The organism is Mesorhizobium sp. M0058, from assembly GCF_040323095.1.
GTDB lineage: Bacteria > Pseudomonadota > Alphaproteobacteria > Rhizobiales > Rhizobiaceae > Mesorhizobium.
Genome location: NZ_JAMYUQ010000020.1, coordinates 21,511 through 35,490 on the forward strand (window position 1 = coordinate 21,511; position 13,980 = coordinate 35,490).

17 protein-coding genes and 1 pseudogene are annotated in these 13,980 nt (G+C 63.5%); 7 read left to right on the plus strand and 11 right to left on the minus strand.

The window, feature by feature from the left end:
* Nucleotides 1–8: 8 nt before the first annotated feature.
* From NKJ75_RS27875 to coxB, 4 genes are all read right to left on the minus strand, one after another.
* Nucleotides 9–164: a cytochrome c oxidase system small membrane protein gene (locus NKJ75_RS27875; RefSeq protein WP_023668418.1), complete on the minus strand. Its 156-nt coding sequence runs from the start codon at nt 162–164 to the stop codon at nt 9–11.
* On the minus strand, nt 161–1,105 hold the full coding sequence (locus NKJ75_RS27880; protein WP_023827469.1) for a heme o synthase: 945 nt from the start codon (nt 1,103–1,105) through the stop codon (nt 161–163). The genes NKJ75_RS27875 and NKJ75_RS27880 overlap by 4 nt, the downstream gene beginning before the upstream one ends.
* 71 nt (nt 1,106–1,176) lie before the next feature.
* Nucleotides 1,177–2,829 carry a cytochrome c oxidase subunit I gene (gene ctaD, locus NKJ75_RS27885; RefSeq protein ID WP_023668420.1) on the minus strand — a complete coding sequence of 551 codons (1,653 nt, stop codon included), beginning with the start codon at nt 2,827–2,829 and terminating at the stop codon, nt 1,177–1,179.
* A gap of 38 nt (nt 2,830–2,867) precedes the next feature.
* Nucleotides 2,868–3,764 (minus strand): cytochrome c oxidase subunit II, encoded by an 897-nt coding sequence (gene coxB / locus NKJ75_RS27890; protein WP_050485823.1) that lies wholly within the window; start codon nt 3,762–3,764, stop codon nt 2,868–2,870.
* Nucleotides 3,765–4,127: 363 nt separating this feature from the next.
* Here coxB and NKJ75_RS27895 point away from each other — a divergent pair, with 363 nt between their 5' ends.
* The 6 genes from NKJ75_RS27895 (at nt 4,128) to NKJ75_RS27920 (ending at nt 7,411) form a co-directional block, all read left to right on the plus strand.
* Nucleotides 4,128–4,712 (plus strand): invasion associated locus B family protein, encoded by a 585-nt coding sequence (locus tag NKJ75_RS27895; protein WP_023749721.1) that lies wholly within the window; start codon nt 4,128–4,130, stop codon nt 4,710–4,712.
* Nucleotides 4,713–4,783: 71 nt separating this feature from the next.
* Nucleotides 4,784–4,981 carry a hypothetical protein gene (locus tag NKJ75_RS27900; protein WP_352500431.1) on the plus strand — a complete coding sequence of 66 codons (198 nt, stop codon included), beginning with the start codon at nt 4,784–4,786 and terminating at the stop codon, nt 4,979–4,981.
* Nucleotides 4,978–5,256: a YbjN domain-containing protein gene (locus NKJ75_RS27905; RefSeq protein ID WP_198037284.1), complete on the plus strand. Its 279-nt coding sequence runs from the start codon at nt 4,978–4,980 to the stop codon at nt 5,254–5,256. The genes NKJ75_RS27900 and NKJ75_RS27905 overlap by 4 nt, the downstream gene beginning before the upstream one ends.
* Nucleotides 5,257–5,267: 11 nt before the next feature.
* On the plus strand, nt 5,268–6,680 hold the full coding sequence (gene tldD / locus NKJ75_RS27910; RefSeq protein WP_352500432.1) for a metalloprotease TldD: 1,413 nt from the start codon (nt 5,268–5,270) through the stop codon (nt 6,678–6,680).
* A gap of 79 nt (nt 6,681–6,759) precedes the next feature.
* The gene (locus NKJ75_RS27915; protein WP_081725433.1) at nt 6,760–7,035 is read left to right on the plus strand and encodes an AbrB/MazE/SpoVT family DNA-binding domain-containing protein; all 276 of its coding nucleotides are present in this window, start codon (nt 6,760–6,762) and stop codon (nt 7,033–7,035) included.
* Nucleotides 7,022–7,411, plus strand: a complete 390-nt coding sequence (locus tag NKJ75_RS27920) for a type II toxin-antitoxin system VapC family toxin (protein ID WP_352500453.1) — start codon at nt 7,022–7,024, stop codon at nt 7,409–7,411. Before NKJ75_RS27915 ends, NKJ75_RS27920 begins: the two co-directional genes overlap by 14 nt.
* 66 nt (nt 7,412–7,477) lie before the next feature.
* Here NKJ75_RS27920 and NKJ75_RS27925 read toward each other — a convergent pair whose 3' ends face one another.
* Together NKJ75_RS27925 and NKJ75_RS27930 are read right to left on the minus strand one after the other, a co-directional pair.
* A complete protein-coding gene (locus tag NKJ75_RS27925) occupies nt 7,478–8,713 on the minus strand; it encodes a class I SAM-dependent RNA methyltransferase (protein WP_023668426.1) in 1,236 nt (411 codons plus the stop codon).
* Entirely contained in the window at nt 8,710–9,504 is a 795-nt protein-coding gene (locus tag NKJ75_RS27930) for a TlyA family RNA methyltransferase (RefSeq protein ID WP_023834472.1), read from the minus strand. The genes NKJ75_RS27925 and NKJ75_RS27930 overlap by 4 nt, the downstream gene beginning before the upstream one ends.
* A gap of 146 nt (nt 9,505–9,650) precedes the next feature.
* Between NKJ75_RS27930 and NKJ75_RS27935 the strand changes: the two are divergent.
* Nucleotides 9,651–10,053: pseudogene (locus NKJ75_RS27935) on the plus strand (GFA family protein).
* Here the strand turns inward: NKJ75_RS27935 and NKJ75_RS27940 are convergent.
* The 5 genes from NKJ75_RS27940 to NKJ75_RS27960 form a co-directional block, all read right to left on the minus strand.
* Nucleotides 10,050–10,334: a hypothetical protein gene (locus NKJ75_RS27940; RefSeq protein ID WP_031206164.1), complete on the minus strand. Its 285-nt coding sequence runs from the start codon at nt 10,332–10,334 to the stop codon at nt 10,050–10,052. The pseudogene NKJ75_RS27935 and the gene NKJ75_RS27940 sit on opposite strands and share 4 nt — an antisense overlap.
* 141 nt (nt 10,335–10,475) lie before the next feature.
* Nucleotides 10,476–12,389 carry a 1-deoxy-D-xylulose-5-phosphate synthase gene (gene dxs / locus NKJ75_RS27945; RefSeq protein WP_023816790.1) on the minus strand — a complete coding sequence of 638 codons (1,914 nt, stop codon included), beginning with the start codon at nt 12,387–12,389 and terminating at the stop codon, nt 10,476–10,478.
* A gap of 101 nt (nt 12,390–12,490) precedes the next feature.
* A complete protein-coding gene (locus NKJ75_RS27950) occupies nt 12,491–13,411 on the minus strand; it encodes a pirin family protein (protein ID WP_023685413.1) in 921 nt (306 codons plus the stop codon).
* A 10-nt stretch (nt 13,412–13,421) separates the two neighbouring features.
* Nucleotides 13,422–13,688 carry a DUF2277 domain-containing protein gene (locus NKJ75_RS27955; RefSeq protein ID WP_181058335.1) on the minus strand — a complete coding sequence of 89 codons (267 nt, stop codon included), beginning with the start codon at nt 13,686–13,688 and terminating at the stop codon, nt 13,422–13,424.
* 38 nt (nt 13,689–13,726) lie between these two features.
* Nucleotides 13,727–13,978 carry an exodeoxyribonuclease VII small subunit gene (locus NKJ75_RS27960; protein WP_023668433.1) on the minus strand — a complete coding sequence of 84 codons (252 nt, stop codon included), beginning with the start codon at nt 13,976–13,978 and terminating at the stop codon, nt 13,727–13,729.
* Between the last annotated feature and the right edge of the window lie 2 nt (nt 13,979–13,980).

Genomic DNA, 13,980 nt, shown 5'->3' on the forward strand with positions numbered 1-13,980 from the left:
CATCGGCCTCATCCGGTATGGCCGAATTTCACGATGGTCGCGACGTAGAAGATGACGACCAGAATCGCCAGCGCGACGCCGATCGCCGCCGAACGGTTGCGCCGCGCCTTCTTCTGGCTTTCGGTCAGCGTGACCAGTTCAAGCTTCTTGTCGATCATGGTCATGCTCCACCGATGGCCAAAGCGCGACCGACGACACAGTCGGCAAGATAGATGGCGAAGATGGCGAAGAGGTAGAGCAGCGAATAGGCGAACAGAGCCTTGGCCGGCTTCATGACGCGGTCGCTATCGGTCATGCACAGCACTTTCCAGGCATACCAGACGAAGCCGGCGCCGAGAGCGACTGACGCGACGCCATAGAAGGCGGTGGCGAAACCGAGCACCCAGGGCAGCACGCCGATCGGCGCCAGGATCAGGGCGTAGGCAAAGATCTGCCGGCGGGTCGAGGCCTGGCCGGCAACGTTCGGCATCATCGGGATGCCGGCCTTGGCGTAGTCGTCGGACTTGAACAGCGCCAGCGCCCAGAAGTGCGGCGGCGTCCACAGGAAGATGATCAGGAACAGGACGAGGCTTTCCAGGCTCACCGTTCCGGTCACCGCGGCCCAGCCGATGACCGGCGGGATGGCGCCGGCGGCGCCGCCGATGACGATATTCTGCGGCGTCGAGCGCTTCAGCCACATCGTGTAGACGACGGCGTAGAAGAAGATGGTGAAGGCAAGCAGCGCCGCCGACAGCCAGTTGACCAGCACGCCCAGCGTCATCACCGACAGCACCGAAAGCACAAGGCCGAAGCTCAGGGCTTCGCCGGGCAGGATACGGCCGGACGGTACCGGGCGGCCGGCGGTCCGGCTCATCACCGCGTCGATGTCGGCGTCGTACCACATGTTGAGCGCACCCGAGGCGCCGGCGCCGATGGCAATGGCCAGGATGGCGATCACCGCCAGCAGCGGGTTGATGGTCACGGGCGCAGCGACCATGCCGACAAAGGCCGTGAACACCACCAGCGACATGACGCGCGGCTTCAGCAGGGCGAAGAAATCGCCCGACGTGGCTTCCGACATGCGAAAGCCCGCTTCGTCAATCATTGGGTCGTCGACAAGGGCCATGCGTACATAAGTCCAATCATTCCGTTGGCCGAAAACCGCCGGCGGGCCGGCGGTTTCGTATTCGGGCTGCCTTACTTGATCTTCGGCAGCTGTTCCCACTGGTGGAAAGGCGGCGGCGAAGGCAGCTGCCATTCGAGCGTCGTTGCACCCTCGCCCCACGGGTTGGCGCCGGCGACGCGCTTCTTCTGGAAGGCCTCGAACACGCCATAGAGGAAGATCACCACGCCGACGGCCGATATATAGGAGCCGTAGGACGACACCATGTTCCAGCCGGCGAACGCGTCGGGATAGTCGATGGTGCGGCGCGGCATGCCGGCCAGGCCGAGGAAATGCTGCGGGAAGAAGATCAAATTGACGCCGACGAAGGTGACCCAAAAGTGGGTGTTGGCGATCACCGGCGAGTACATGTAGCCGGTCATCTTGGGGAACCAGTAGTACCAGCCGGCGAAGATGGCGAAGACCGCACCCAGCGACAGCACATAGTGGAAGTGGGCAATGACGAAATAGGTGTCATGCAGCGAGCGGTCGAGGCCGGCGTTGGCGAGCTGGACGCCGGTGACGCCGCCGACCGTGAACAGGAAGATGAAGCCCAGCGCCCACAGCATCGGCGTCTTGAACGAGATCGAGCCGCCCCACATCGTCGCGATCCAGGAGAAGATCTTCACGCCTGTCGGCACGGCGATGACCATGGTGGCGAAGACGAAGTAGCGCTGCGTGTCGAGCGACAGGCCGGTCGTGTACATGTGGTGCGCCCAGACGATGAAGCCGACGGCGCCGATCGCGACCATGGCGTAGGCCATGCCGAGATAGCCGAACACCGGCTTCTTCGAGAAGGTCGAGACGATGTGGCTGATGATGCCGAAGCCCGGCAGGATCAGGATGTACACTTCGGGGTGACCAAAGAACCAGAACAGATGCTGGAACAGGATCGGATCGCCGCCGCCATCCGGGGCGAAGAAGGTGGTGCCGAAATTGCGGTCGGTAAGCAGCATGGTGATGCCACCGGCCAGAACCGGAAGCGACAAGAGCAGCAGGAAGGCGGTGATCAGAACCGACCAGGCAAATAGCGGCATTTTGTGCAGCGTCATGCCCGGCGCGCGCATGTTGAAAATGGTGGTGATGAAGTTGATGGCGCCGAGGATCGAGGACGCGCCGGCAATGTGGATCGACAGGATCGCCAGATCCATGGCCGGCCCGGGCTGGCCGGAGGTCGACAGCGGCGGATAGAGCGTCCAGCCGCCGCCAACGCCATAGGCGCCGGGCGCGCTCGGCATGAAAGCCGAAGCGATGAGCAGCAGGAAGGCCGGCGGCAGCAGCCAGAACGAGATGTTGTTCATGCGCGGGAAGGCCATGTCAGGCGCGCCGATCATGATCGGCACCATCCAGTTGGCGAAGCCGCCGATCAGCGCCGGCATGACCATGAAGAAGATCATGATCAGCGCGTGCGCGGTGCCGAAGGCGTTGTACATGCTCTTGCCGCCGTCGATGGCGGCATCGCCGTTCATGCCATAGACCATCTGCGCCAGACCGGTGAAGATCTGGATGCCCGGCTCCTGCAGCTCCATGCGGATGACGACCGAAAGCGCGCCGCCGACGATGCCCGCGAAGATCGCGAAGATCAGGTAGAGCGTGCCGATGTCCTTGTGGTTGGTGGAGTACACCCACCGGACCCAGCCATGATAGGGCTTGTGGTCGTGGTCGTCGTGAGCTGCAGCTTCTGCCATGGTCGGCTCCGTTCCCTAATTCTTGCTAACCCGCGGCATCAATTGCCGGCGGCCGCTACCTTGTTGGTACCGTCGACCTCGGCCATCAGCGCCTTGTTGGCGCCGGGGAGGTCGGTCTTGGCTGCTGCCAGCCAGGTCTTGTACTGCGCATCGGATACGACGCGGACGGCGATCGGCATGAAGGCATGGTCCTTGCCGCAGAGCTGCGAGCACTGGCCGTAATAGATGCCTTCCTTTTCCGCCTTGAACCACGTCTCGTTGGTGCGGCCGGGAACCGCGTCCATCTTGATGCCGAAGGCCGGAACGGCAAAGGAATGGATCACGTCGGCTGCGGTAACCAGGACGCGCGTCATGGTGTTGACCGGCACGACCAGCTCGTTGTCGACCGCCAGCAGGCGCGGATAGACCTTGCGGTCTTCCTTGCCGATCGCGGCGCGGTCGGCGTCCTGCAGGATGGCCGAGTTGAAGGAGAGCGTGTTCTCGGTCTGGTACTCATAGTCCCAGTTCCACTGATTGCCCGTTACCTTGACGGTCAGCTTGGCCTCTTCCGGCGGCGTGTACTGCGCCGTCAGCAGCTGGAACGAGGGAATGGCGATGAACAGCAGGACGACGACCGGCCCGACTGTCCAGATGATCTCGATCAGCGTGTTGTGGCTGGTCTTGGACGGAACCGGGTTTTTGCTGGCGCGGAACCTGAAGATGCACCAGGCGAGAAGCGCCAGAACCAAAGCGGTGATCGGGACGACGAACCACATCGTGTAGTTCCCGAACCACTCGATCTGCCGCATCATGTCTGTCGCCGGCGGCTGAAATGTCATCTCCCACGGCTGCGGCTGGGCCGCATGGGCGGAGGCACCGGCGAAAAATGCGGCGGCGGCGCCTGCCGTTGCCATCAATTTGGCGCTTGCTGGGAATTTTCTCATCGCCCTCTTCATCTCCCGGTTCCTCGCGATCGCGACGCAAGAATATCGAACAATGCCGGGATGGGAATCCCGGACAGTCCCAAGGGTGGTTCAAACCATACTCTATTTCCCTCCGCAAGAAAGGAGCGGGCGAAACCGTGCGGCATTTTTGCGCGCAAGTGCTGCCGCGCTGTTTCGACGGCCTCGTGGCCCGCGCGGGTCGTCGACAGACAGGCTATGCGGGCTTGTGTCCGGAATGCGCCCGACGGTCGCAATTCGGGCGAATTTGCTAGGGAAAAGCGCATTATTGCGCCTGCCGGGGCTGACCGGCGGTCGCCCTATCCTTTACTTGGCCTTGGCGCGGCTTAAAGTGCCGTGATTCGCAATGGAGCCGTCATGACCTCTTGGCTTTCGAGAAACGCCTGGCATTCGAAGAGCGCCTGGCATTCGAAAAGCGCTTGGCTTTCGAGAAGCGGGGCGAAGGTCGTTTTTCTCGCCGCCCTGATCGGTGTCGGCTCGTCCGCAACCGGCGTCGCCAATGCAGCGCAGCCCAGCGGCACGGTCAAGTCGACGCATGGCGCGTGGTCGATCATCTGCGACACGCCGGCCGGCGCCACCTCGGAACAATGCGTGATGATGCAGAACGTCGTTGCCGAGGATCGCCCGGAAATGGGACTGTCCGTCGTCGTGTTGCGCACCGCCGACAACAAGGCCGAGATCCTGCGCGTGCTGGCCCCGCTCGGCGTTCTGCTGCCCAATGGCCTGGGCCTCAATGTCGACGGCAAGGATATTGGCCGCGCCTATTTCGTGCGCTGCTTCCAGGACGGCTGCTATGCCGAGGTCATTCTCGAAAAGCCGCTGCTCGATACGCTGAAGACCGGGACGTCGGCCACCTTCATCGTCTTCCAGACGCCGGAAGAAGGCATCGGCATCCCCGTCGACCTCAAGGGCTTCGCCGACGGTTTTGCCGCCCTGCCCTGAGCTTGATGCTTGCGAAACCGTTTCCTGACGCACAATTCCCACGGGTTTGATTGTTGGCTGTGGGGGTCATCATGCGTGCTTTTTCTTTGCTTTTTTCGACCGGTCTGATCCTGACCGGCGCCGTTTCCGTCGCCTTTGCCGAGGATACCGAAATCATCACGGCGCCCGATCCGGCCGTCATTTTCGAGCTTGCGAAAGGCTATGGCTCGGCCAAGATGGACAAGGACGACGGGGCGATCCGATGGTCTCGGGTCGGCTTCAGGGCATGAAATATGTCATCTACTTCTATGGCTGCGAAAACCATGAGAAGTGCAAGTCGATCCAGTTCTCCTCGGGCTATACCAACCCCTTCACGGCCGACCAGGCCAATGAATGGAACAAGAAATATCGCTGGGTGAAGGCCTTTTCGGGTGACGGGTCGAACTTCAAGATGGATGTCATGTTCAGGGGCGGGGTTACCCGCTCCACCTGCTGCGGATCGTCATTGCGGATTGTGCAGGCGCGTCTTCGCGCCTACATCGTGGCAACACCATTCCTCCTGTGAGCGGACCTGCCATGAACAGCCTGACCGGCCAATTCGACATTTCAGATGATCGCATCAAGCGGATCGTCGCCGACACACTGAACGGCGCCGATGACGGCGAACTCTTCCTCGAATACAGCGAGAGCGAAGCGCTGATGTTCGACAATGGCAGGCTGAAGACCGCCAATTTCAACACCGACCAGGGTTTTGGCCTGCGCGCCGTGGCCGGCGAGGCCAGCGGCTACGCTCATTCCAGCGATCTTTCGGAGGCGTCGCTGCTGCGCGCCGCCGACGCCGTCTCGACAGTCAGGGGCGGCTATTCCGGCACGCTTGCCGCGGCACCCGCGCGCACCAACCGCTATCTCTATGGCGAGGAGAACCCGATCCCCTCGCCCTCCTTCGAGGTCAAGGCCAAGCTGTTGCAGGAAATCGACGCATGGCTGCGCGCCGAGGACCCGCGCGTGCGCCAGGTGACGGCCTCGCTCGCGGCGTCCTGGCAGCATGTCGAGATCGTGCGCGCCGACGGCCAGATCGTGCGCGACATCCGCCCGCTGGTCCGCATCAACGTTTCCGTCGTCGTCGGCGACGGCGACCGCCAGGAAAGCGGCTCCTATGGCATGGGCGGGCGCAAGGCGTTCGGCGAGTTCCTGGTCGAGGACGCCTGGAAGCATGCGGCCAGGGAGGCGCTCAGGCAGGCGCTGGTCAATCTCGAAGCCATTCCCGCGCCGGCCGGAACGTTCGACATCGTTTTGTCCAGCGGCTGGCCAGGCGTGATGCTGCACGAAGCCGTCGGCCATGGGCTGGAGGGCGACTTCAACCGCAAGAAGACCTCCGCCTTTGCCGGCCTGCTCGGCCAGCAGGTCGCCGCCAAGGGCGTTACCGTGGTCGATGACGGCACCATGCCGGAGCGGCGGGGTTCGCTGACCGTCGACGATGAAGGCACGCCTTCGGCCCGCAATGTGCTGATCGAGGACGGCAAGCTTGTCGGCTACATGCAGGACCGCCAGAACGCCCGGCTGATGGGCATGAAAGCCACGGGAAACGGCCGGCGCGAAGGCTATGCGCACCAGCCGATGCCGCGCATGACCAACACCTATATGACGGCGGGCGACATGGAGCCGGACGAGATCATCGCCTCGGTCAAGAACGGCATCTATGCCGTATCCTTCGGCGGCGGCCAGGTCGACATCACCTCAGGCAAGTTCGTGTTCGGCTGCACCGAGGCCTACATGATCGAAAACGGCAAGGTGACGCAGCCGATCAAGGGCGCCATGCTGATCGGCAACGGACCGGACGCCATGCACCGTGTGTCGATGATCGGCAACGACATGAAACTCGACACCGGCATCGGCATGTGCGGCAAGGCCGGACAAGGCGTGCCGGTCGGCGTCGGCCAGCCGCATCTCAGGATGAACCAGATGACGGTCGGCGGCACCAGGGTTTGAGCGAGGAGACGTCGGCGGGCTTGAATAGTTCCCCTCACAGGGATATCTTACCTTTGTCTTACACAAGGGTAATACCGCAATGGGTGCAATAGAAAAGCTTATAACGACCGTCTCGACCAAGGGACAAGTCATCCTGCCCAGCGCTATCCGCAAACGGAGGGACTGGGGCGCGGGCACGCGCCTGCAGGTCGAAGACACACCAGACGGTGTACTTTTGAGACCGGCGCCTGCCTTTGCCCCGACACGACCAGAAGATGTCTTTGGTGTCCTGCCGCACAGTGGCAGACCGAAGACCTTGGAGGAGATGGACGCGGCCGTCCTTGCTGAAGCACGGCGGCGCCATGCTCGCGATTGATACCAACGTTGTCGTCAGGTATCTGACGAACGACGATCCCGAGCAGTCCCCGCGAGCCCGGCGGCTGATCGACGATCAGCCCGTTTTCGTCGCCGTCACGGTGATCCTGGAGGCTGAGTGGGTGCTGCGCAGCGGCTATGGTTATGATCAGGCCTCGATCGTCAATGCACTGCGGGTGTTCGGCGGGCTTCCCACTGTCGAGATAGAGGATGCTGCGATGGTCTCTTCCGCGGTCGATCTAGCCGAGACGGGAATGGATTTCGCCGATGCGCTCCATCTGGGCAAGTCCTCGCACTGCTCAGCATTTGTGTCCTTCGACCGTAAGTTCATCAAGGCCGCACAAGCGGCCGGGTACGAAAGCGTTCGCGAAGGCTAGTTTGCCAGCCGGCTACGTCTTGCGGGGGGCGGCAAACTCAAGCACGGCCTTGTGAAAATCGGCGGATTAACGTCGCCGTTTCGGCTTCTCCAGCAGCGCCACGGCCTCGACATGCGGCGACCACAGGAACTGGTCGATGGGCGTGACGCTCTTCAAGATGTAGCCGCCGTCAATCAGGATGCGCAGGTCTCGTGCCAGCGTCACCGGATTGCAGGAGACGGCGGCGACGAACGGCACATCCGAGCGGGCGATCTGCTTCGACTGGTCCTCGGCGCCGGCGCGCGGCGGGTCGAAGACGACGCCATCGAAAGCATTCAGCTCCTTGAACGTCAGCGGCCGCCGGAACAGGTCGCGGCGTTCGCCGGTTACCCGCTTCAGGCCGGTGGCGAAGCGGGATCCGCGGTCGAGCGCCGAAAGGGCTGCCGCGTCGCCTTCGACCGCGTGGACTTCGGATTTGGCCGCCAGCCGAAGCGCAAAGCTGCCGCAGCCGGCGAAAAGATCCGCGACTTTCCTGGCACGCTTCAGATGTCCGCCAACGAGATCGGCCATCGTCTGTTCGGCGGCTTGCGTTGCCTGCAGGAAGGCGCCAGGCGGTATGGCGACAGCGACGGTGCCGAACATGACCACCGGCTTTTTCGGCTCGATGACAATCTCGTCGTCGATCGAAAGCCGGGCAAAGCCATTGGCCATGATGAAGTTGGAGGCGACCCGGCGCTGGTTCTCGCCCAGCTTGCCCGACTCATAGACAGCGACGTCAAGCCCCGAGCCCGTCACAGTGACCGCCATCCGGAACGATTTGGTGGTGGCGCAAACCAGGTCGGCGACCGACCTCAAGCGATCGAGCGCGGCAACGATCTCCGGCAGCGAGATCGGACATTCCTCGATGGGGATGATTTCCGGCGACAGATGGCGATGGAAGCCAAGCAGCATGCCTGTGTCGGCGCGCCTGGCGGCAAGCACGACGCGGCGGCGTGTGTGTGGCGCACACGGCACCAGGGCGCCGATGTCGCCGGCAATGCCTTTCAAGGCATGCACGACCTTGTCGCGTTTCCATTGCTGGTAAGCGTCGGCTTGCAGATGCTGGACGGCGCAGCCGCCACATTCGGTGAAATGCCGGCAGGCCGGATCGATACGCAGCGGCGACGTCTCCAATACCGCCATCAGCATGGCGCGATCCCTCTCGCGCGCGGCGGTGACGGTCTCGCCGGGCAGGGTGAAGGGAATGAACAGCTCGCCGGTTTCCGTCTCGGCGACGCCGTCGCCCTGCGAACCCAGTCTCTTGATGGTGAAGCCCGTGCTCATCGGTCCTTGATCCCGGCATCCTTGATCCCGGCATCCTTGATCCCGGCAAGCAGGAATTCGCGGTTGCCGTCGCCGCCTTCGATCGGCGACATGTGCAGACCCAATGTACGCCAGCCAGGGACGCCTTCGAGCCATTCCTGCAGCAAGCCGGCCACACGGGCGGCGTCATAAGGGTCTTTCAACAGACCGCCCTTGCCGATTGCCTCGCGGCCGGCCTCGAATTGCGGCTTGACCAGAAACACCGCACGAGCGCCGTCCCGTGCCAATGCCAACGCCGGTGGCGACGCCAGTTTCAACGAGATGAAGCTGACGTCGGAGACGATGAAATCCGGGATGCGGCCGCCGAGATCGGCAGCCGCGAGCTCGCGAGCGTTGAGGCCCTCGATAACCGTCACGCGCGGGTCGCCCGCAATGTCGGGATGCATCTGGCCGTGGCCGACATCGATGGCCGTGACATGGGCCGCGCCGCGTTCGAGCAGCACCTGGGTGAAGCCGCCTGTCGAGGCGCCGATATCGAGAGCTTCACTGCCCGCGGGATCGAGACTGAAATGGTCGAGCCCGGCGATCAGCTTCAGCGCCGCGCGTGAGACATAACCCTGCGCCGGGTCGTCGATGACGATGAGACAGTGCGGCAGAACCGTCTGGCCGGGCTTGCGGGCGACCACGCCGTCGACCATCACGGTGCCGCGCTCGACCGCGTCGCGGGCGCGCGAGCGGCTCGCAAACAGGCCGCGCTGGACGAGCAATTCGTCGAGCCGCTGGCGTGTGCTGGCTGGCAGAGGGGAGTTCATCGGCCTTCATGGCGAAAGCCGGCCGCGAAGGCAAGGACATTGGCATGGGAGGACGTCGAGACCCGGGCCGCAAGCCAGTCCGCCCGGTTGAATAGCGCAGCCAGTCCGGCAAGATGTAGAGGCTCAGGCAATGCGGAGGAAGACGAATGCTGACGGGAACCTGCCATTGCGGCGCCGCCCACTGGACGCTGGAAGGCGATCCCGGCCCGATCACGGCCTGCAATTGCACGCTTTGCCGCCGCTATGGCACACTCTGGGCCTATGACTTTGTCGACGAGCGTATCCGGCTTGTGGGGCCTGTGCAGTCCTACACCCGCGCTGGCAAGGAGACGCCGTCGCTGGAAATACTGTTTTGCCCGACATGTGCCTGGTGTGCTTGCCTGGCGCGGTTTGCGCCGCAGCGACAGCGGCCGCACGCGGATCGCCGTCAATGTCAGGCTGGCACCGCCGGAGGCGGTCGCCGACCTGCCGATCGACCATTTCGACGGGCTGGACACTTATGACGACCTGCCGCGCGATGGGCGCTGCGTGCGCGATATGTGGTTTTAGAAGATCGTCCGTGAGACCTGCCGTTCAACGGCCGGCATCAGGCCGTCGCTTCCGTCATCTGAAGCCTGCTTGCGAGGGCGCTCGACAGCAACGACTGGTGCGTCCGGCATGACGACAAGCTGCGGCACCTGCTTGTAGGAAAAAGCGCCCCTGATATCGCCCATCTTGCCGGCAACGATGCCTGCCACCGCCTGTTCGAGCTTGCGGTCATAGCGCGTCTCGGCCATGGCCGGCGCGGCGATGACGGCCAAAAGGGCCGCGCCGCACAGAAGCGTTCGCATTGTTTTTAACTCCCTGCCTGGCTCTCGTTCTAGCAGGGGGGCGTTGAAAAACGGCCAAAAGACACGGTAAGCAAAACGCCAAAAGGAAGCGTTAACATAGGGTTGCTGCCGACAACCGCTTCAGAGCCGTGAGGTTTTGATTCAGGCGCGTTGCGCGCGCGCGGAATGGCCGAGCGCGACGAACACGGTGCGCACGATGCCGGCCGCGTCGAGCCCGGCATCGGTATACATTTTTTCCGGCTTGGCGTGGTCGGTGAACTCGTCCGGCAGCACAAGCGGCCGAACTTTCAGACCGCTTTCCAGCAAGCCTTCATGGGCGAGGAACTGCAGCACGTGGCTGGCGAAACCGCCGACAGCGCCCTCTTCCACCGTCACCAGCACTTCGTGCGAGCGGGCGAGACGGCGGATCAAATCCTCGTCCAGCGGCTTGGCGAAACGGGCGTCCGCAACCGTCGTCGAAAGCCCTGCCGCGCCGAGTTCCTCGGCCGCCAGCAGACAGTCCTGCAGTCTTGTGCCGAAGGACAGAAGCGCCACCTTGGTGCCTTCCCTGACGATGCGGCCCTTGCCGATTTCGAGCACCGAGCCGCGCTCCGGCATGTCGACGCCGACGCCATTGCCGCGCGGATAGCGGAAGGCGATCGGGCCTTCGTCATAATAGGCGGCGGTGCGCACCATGTGGCGAAGCTCCGCCTCGTCGGCGGCCGCCATCACCACGAAGCCCGGCAGCGTCGCCAGGAAGGTGGTGTCGAAGGCGCCGCAATGGGTGGCGCCGTCGGCGCCGACGAAACCGGCGCGGTCGATCGGGAAACGCACGGGCAGTTTCTGGATCGCCACATCATGGACGACCTGATCGTAGGCGCGCTGCAGGAAGGTCGAATAGATGGCGGCGAAGGGCTTGTAGCCCTCGCTGGCGAGGCCGGCGGCGAAGGTCACGGCATGTTGCTCGGCAATGCCGACATCGAAGGTCCGGGTCGGAAACGCTTCGCCGAACAAATCGAGGCCGGTGCCGTTCGGCATGGCGGCGGTGACGGCGACGATGCGGTCGTCCAGGCGGGCCTCCTGGACCAGGCTCTCGGCGAACACCTTGGTGTAGGCCGGCGCATTGGCCGGGGCCTTGGTCTGCGCGCCGGTGATGACGTCGAACTTGTTGACGCCGTGATATTTGTCGGCCGCAGCCTCGGCCGGCGCGTAGCCCTTGCCCTTCTGGGTCACGACATGGATCAGCACCGGACCGTCGGCATGGTCGCGGACGTTCTTCAGCACCGGGATCAGATGCTCGAGATTGTGGCCGTCGATCGGGCCGATATGGTAGAAGCCAAGCTCCTCGAACAGCGTGCCGCCGGTGACGTAGCCGCGCGCATGCTCGACCGCCCGCTTGATGGCGCGATCGGCACGCTTGCCGAGATAGGAGGTCAGTTTCTTGCCGAAGTCGCGCAGGCCAAGATAGGTCTTGCCAGAGGCAAGCCGCGCCAGATAGGCGCTCATGGCGCCGGTCGGCGGCGCGATCGACATGTCGTTGTCGTTGAGAATGACGATCAGGCGAGCATCGAGCGCGCCGGCATTGTTCATGGCTTCATAGGCCATGCCGGCGGACATGGCGCCGTCGCCGATGACGGCAATGACATTGTTGTGGCCGCCCGAGAGGTCGCGCGCCATGGCCATGCCGAGGCCGGCGGAAATGGAGGTCGAAGAGTGCGCGGCGCCGAACGGGTCGTATTCGCTCTCGGCGCGACGGGTGAAGCCAGACAGGCCGCCTTCTTGCCTGAGCGTTCGGATGCGGTCGCGGCGGCCGGTCAGGATCTTGTGTGGATAGGCCTGGTGGCCGACATCCCAGATCACGCGGTCTTCCGGCGTGTTGAAGACATAGTGCAGCGCCACCGTCAGTTCGACGACACCGAGGCCGGCGCCGAGATGCCCGCCCGTATGCGAGACGGCATCGATCAGCTCGGCGCGCAGCTCCGAGGCCAGCTGCGGCAGCTCGCTTTCGTCAAGCTTCTTCAGGTCGGCTGGAATGCGGACCTTGTCGAGAAGCGGCGTATGCAGCGTTGCGTTCACTGTTAAAGGGCCTGCTCAGCTATAATGCGCGTCGATCATGGCGAAATATGCCTGCGTCGCCGGAATGTAAATGCGTGTCAGTGACGCGGGTGATGCTGACGTTAATTGTCCGGTAACGGAATGAACTCTTCCTCATCTCCGGGAACGATATCGAAGCGGCCCGTCTTCCATTCCTGCTTGGCCTGTTCGATGCGTTCCTTCGACGACGAGACGAAGTTCCACCAGATGTGGCGCGGGGAGCCGAGCGAAGCGCCGCCGAAGAGCATGAAATGGGCGCCACGCTCCGACGACACGACGATCTCGTCGCCAGGCCGGAACACCAAAAGCCGTTCGGCCGGAAAGCGGTCGCCCGAGATCGAGACATCGCCATCCAGCGTGTAGATGGCGCGTTCCTCGGCGTCGGCGGGAATTTTGACGCTGGCGCCGGGCGCCAGCCTCAGATCGGCGTAGAGCGTCTCGGTGTCGGCTCTTACCGGCGAGCGCAGTCCCTGGAAATCGCCGATCACCACGCGGCCGGAAACACCTTCGGCGTCGATCTCGGGCAGAAGGAGCGCGGCCGTGTTCTCGAACACCGGCGCCACTTCCTCCTTGCCGTCGGGCAAAGCCAGCCATGTCTGCAGGCCGGAGACCGACATCGGCGCGCCGCGCAGTTCTTCGGGCGTGCGCTCGGAATGGACGATACCGCGGCCGGCGGTCATCAAATTCACGTCGCCCGGCTGGATGACCATCTCGGTGCCGAGCGAATCGCGGTGCCTGATATTGCCGTCGAACAGATAGGTGACGGTGGAAAGCCCGATATGCGGGTGCGGGCGCACATCCATCGCCTGCCCGGCGCGCAAGATGGCCGGCCCCATGCGGTCGAAGAAGATGAAGGGACCAACCAGCCGCCGCTTTGCCGTCGGCAGAGCGCGGCGAACCTGGAAGCCGCCAATATCCTTGGCGTTTGGAATGACCATGAGCTCGATCTGGTCGCTGGCGAAGGCATCGCCAGGCTCAGGGTCCTTGCCGGGGAAGAAACTCATCTGGATGTCCTCAGGCGAAGCGGAGCGCCGATTTGGCTTTTGCCTTGGCCGCCACCTCTTCGCGATTGCGCGGATGATGCGTGGTTTCCAGCGAATGCAGCAATTCGTGCGCCGATTCGGCGATCGCCTCGACGGCACGGTCGAAGGCCGCCTGGTTGCGCTGCGAGGGGCGCGTCGTTCCGCTCAGTTTGCGCACGAATTGAAGCGCGGCGTCGCGGATCTCGTCATGGGTTGCCGGCGGATCGAAATTGAACAGGGTCTTGATGTTTCTGCACATGCTTGAACTCCTATCTGCTTTATGCCCGCCCCATTCCACTACTCCGCGTCGAGCGGCTCCGTTCCCACCGGTTTGCCATCACGCGACAGCCTGATCTTCTCGACCTTGTCTTCGGCGGCCTTCAGCAGCCGGTCGCAATGGGCCTTCAGCGCCTCGCCGCGCTCATAGATCTTGATCGACTGGTCGAGCGGCACGTCGCCGCGTTCCAGATCATCGACAATCTTTTCCAGCGCGTCGAGTGCCTGCTCGAAGCTCATCGCCTTGACGTCTTCGTTTGCTTCGCCAGCCATAC

Bases quoted from the DNA above. Each gene is read 5' to 3' on its own strand.
- NKJ75_RS27940 (WP_031206164.1), bottom strand. From the start codon at position 10,334: ATGCGAACGCTTCTGTGCGGCGCGGCCCTTTTGGCCGTCATCGCCGCG.
- NKJ75_RS27880 (WP_023827469.1), bottom strand. From the start codon at position 1,105: ATGGCCCTTGTCGACGACCCAATGATTGACGAAGCGGGCTTTCGCATG.
- NKJ75_RS27875 (WP_023668418.1), bottom strand. From the start codon at position 164: ATGACCATGATCGACAAGAAGCTTGAACTGGTCACGCTGACCGAAAGC.
- tldD (WP_352500432.1), top strand. From the start codon at position 5,268: ATGAACAGCCTGACCGGCCAATTCGACATTTCAGATGATCGCATCAAG.
- NKJ75_RS27960 (WP_023668433.1), bottom strand. From the start codon at position 13,978: ATGGCTGGCGAAGCAAACGAAGACGTCAAGGCGATGAGCTTCGAGCAG.
- NKJ75_RS27930 (WP_023834472.1), bottom strand. From the start codon at position 9,504: ATGAACTCCCCTCTGCCAGCCAGCACACGCCAGCGGCTCGACGAATTG.
- NKJ75_RS27955 (WP_181058335.1), bottom strand. From the start codon at position 13,688: ATGTGCAGAAACATCAAGACCCTGTTCAATTTCGATCCGCCGGCAACC.
- NKJ75_RS27920 (WP_352500453.1), top strand. From the start codon at position 7,022: ATGCTCGCGATTGATACCAACGTTGTCGTCAGGTATCTGACGAACGAC.
- NKJ75_RS27925 (WP_023668426.1), bottom strand. From the start codon at position 8,713: ATGAGCACGGGCTTCACCATCAAGAGACTGGGTTCGCAGGGCGACGGC.
- NKJ75_RS27950 (WP_023685413.1), bottom strand. From the start codon at position 13,411: ATGAGTTTCTTCCCCGGCAAGGACCCTGAGCCTGGCGATGCCTTCGCC.
- NKJ75_RS27900 (WP_352500431.1), top strand. From the start codon at position 4,784: ATGCGTGCTTTTTCTTTGCTTTTTTCGACCGGTCTGATCCTGACCGGC.
- ctaD (WP_023668420.1), bottom strand. From the start codon at position 2,829: ATGGCAGAAGCTGCAGCTCACGACGACCACGACCACAAGCCCTATCAT.
- NKJ75_RS27905 (WP_198037284.1), top strand. From the start codon at position 4,978: ATGAAATATGTCATCTACTTCTATGGCTGCGAAAACCATGAGAAGTGC.
- coxB (WP_050485823.1), bottom strand. From the start codon at position 3,764: ATGAAGAGGGCGATGAGAAAATTCCCAGCAAGCGCCAAATTGATGGCA.
- NKJ75_RS27895 (WP_023749721.1), top strand. From the start codon at position 4,128: ATGACCTCTTGGCTTTCGAGAAACGCCTGGCATTCGAAGAGCGCCTGG.
- NKJ75_RS27915 (WP_081725433.1), top strand. From the start codon at position 6,760: ATGGGTGCAATAGAAAAGCTTATAACGACCGTCTCGACCAAGGGACAA.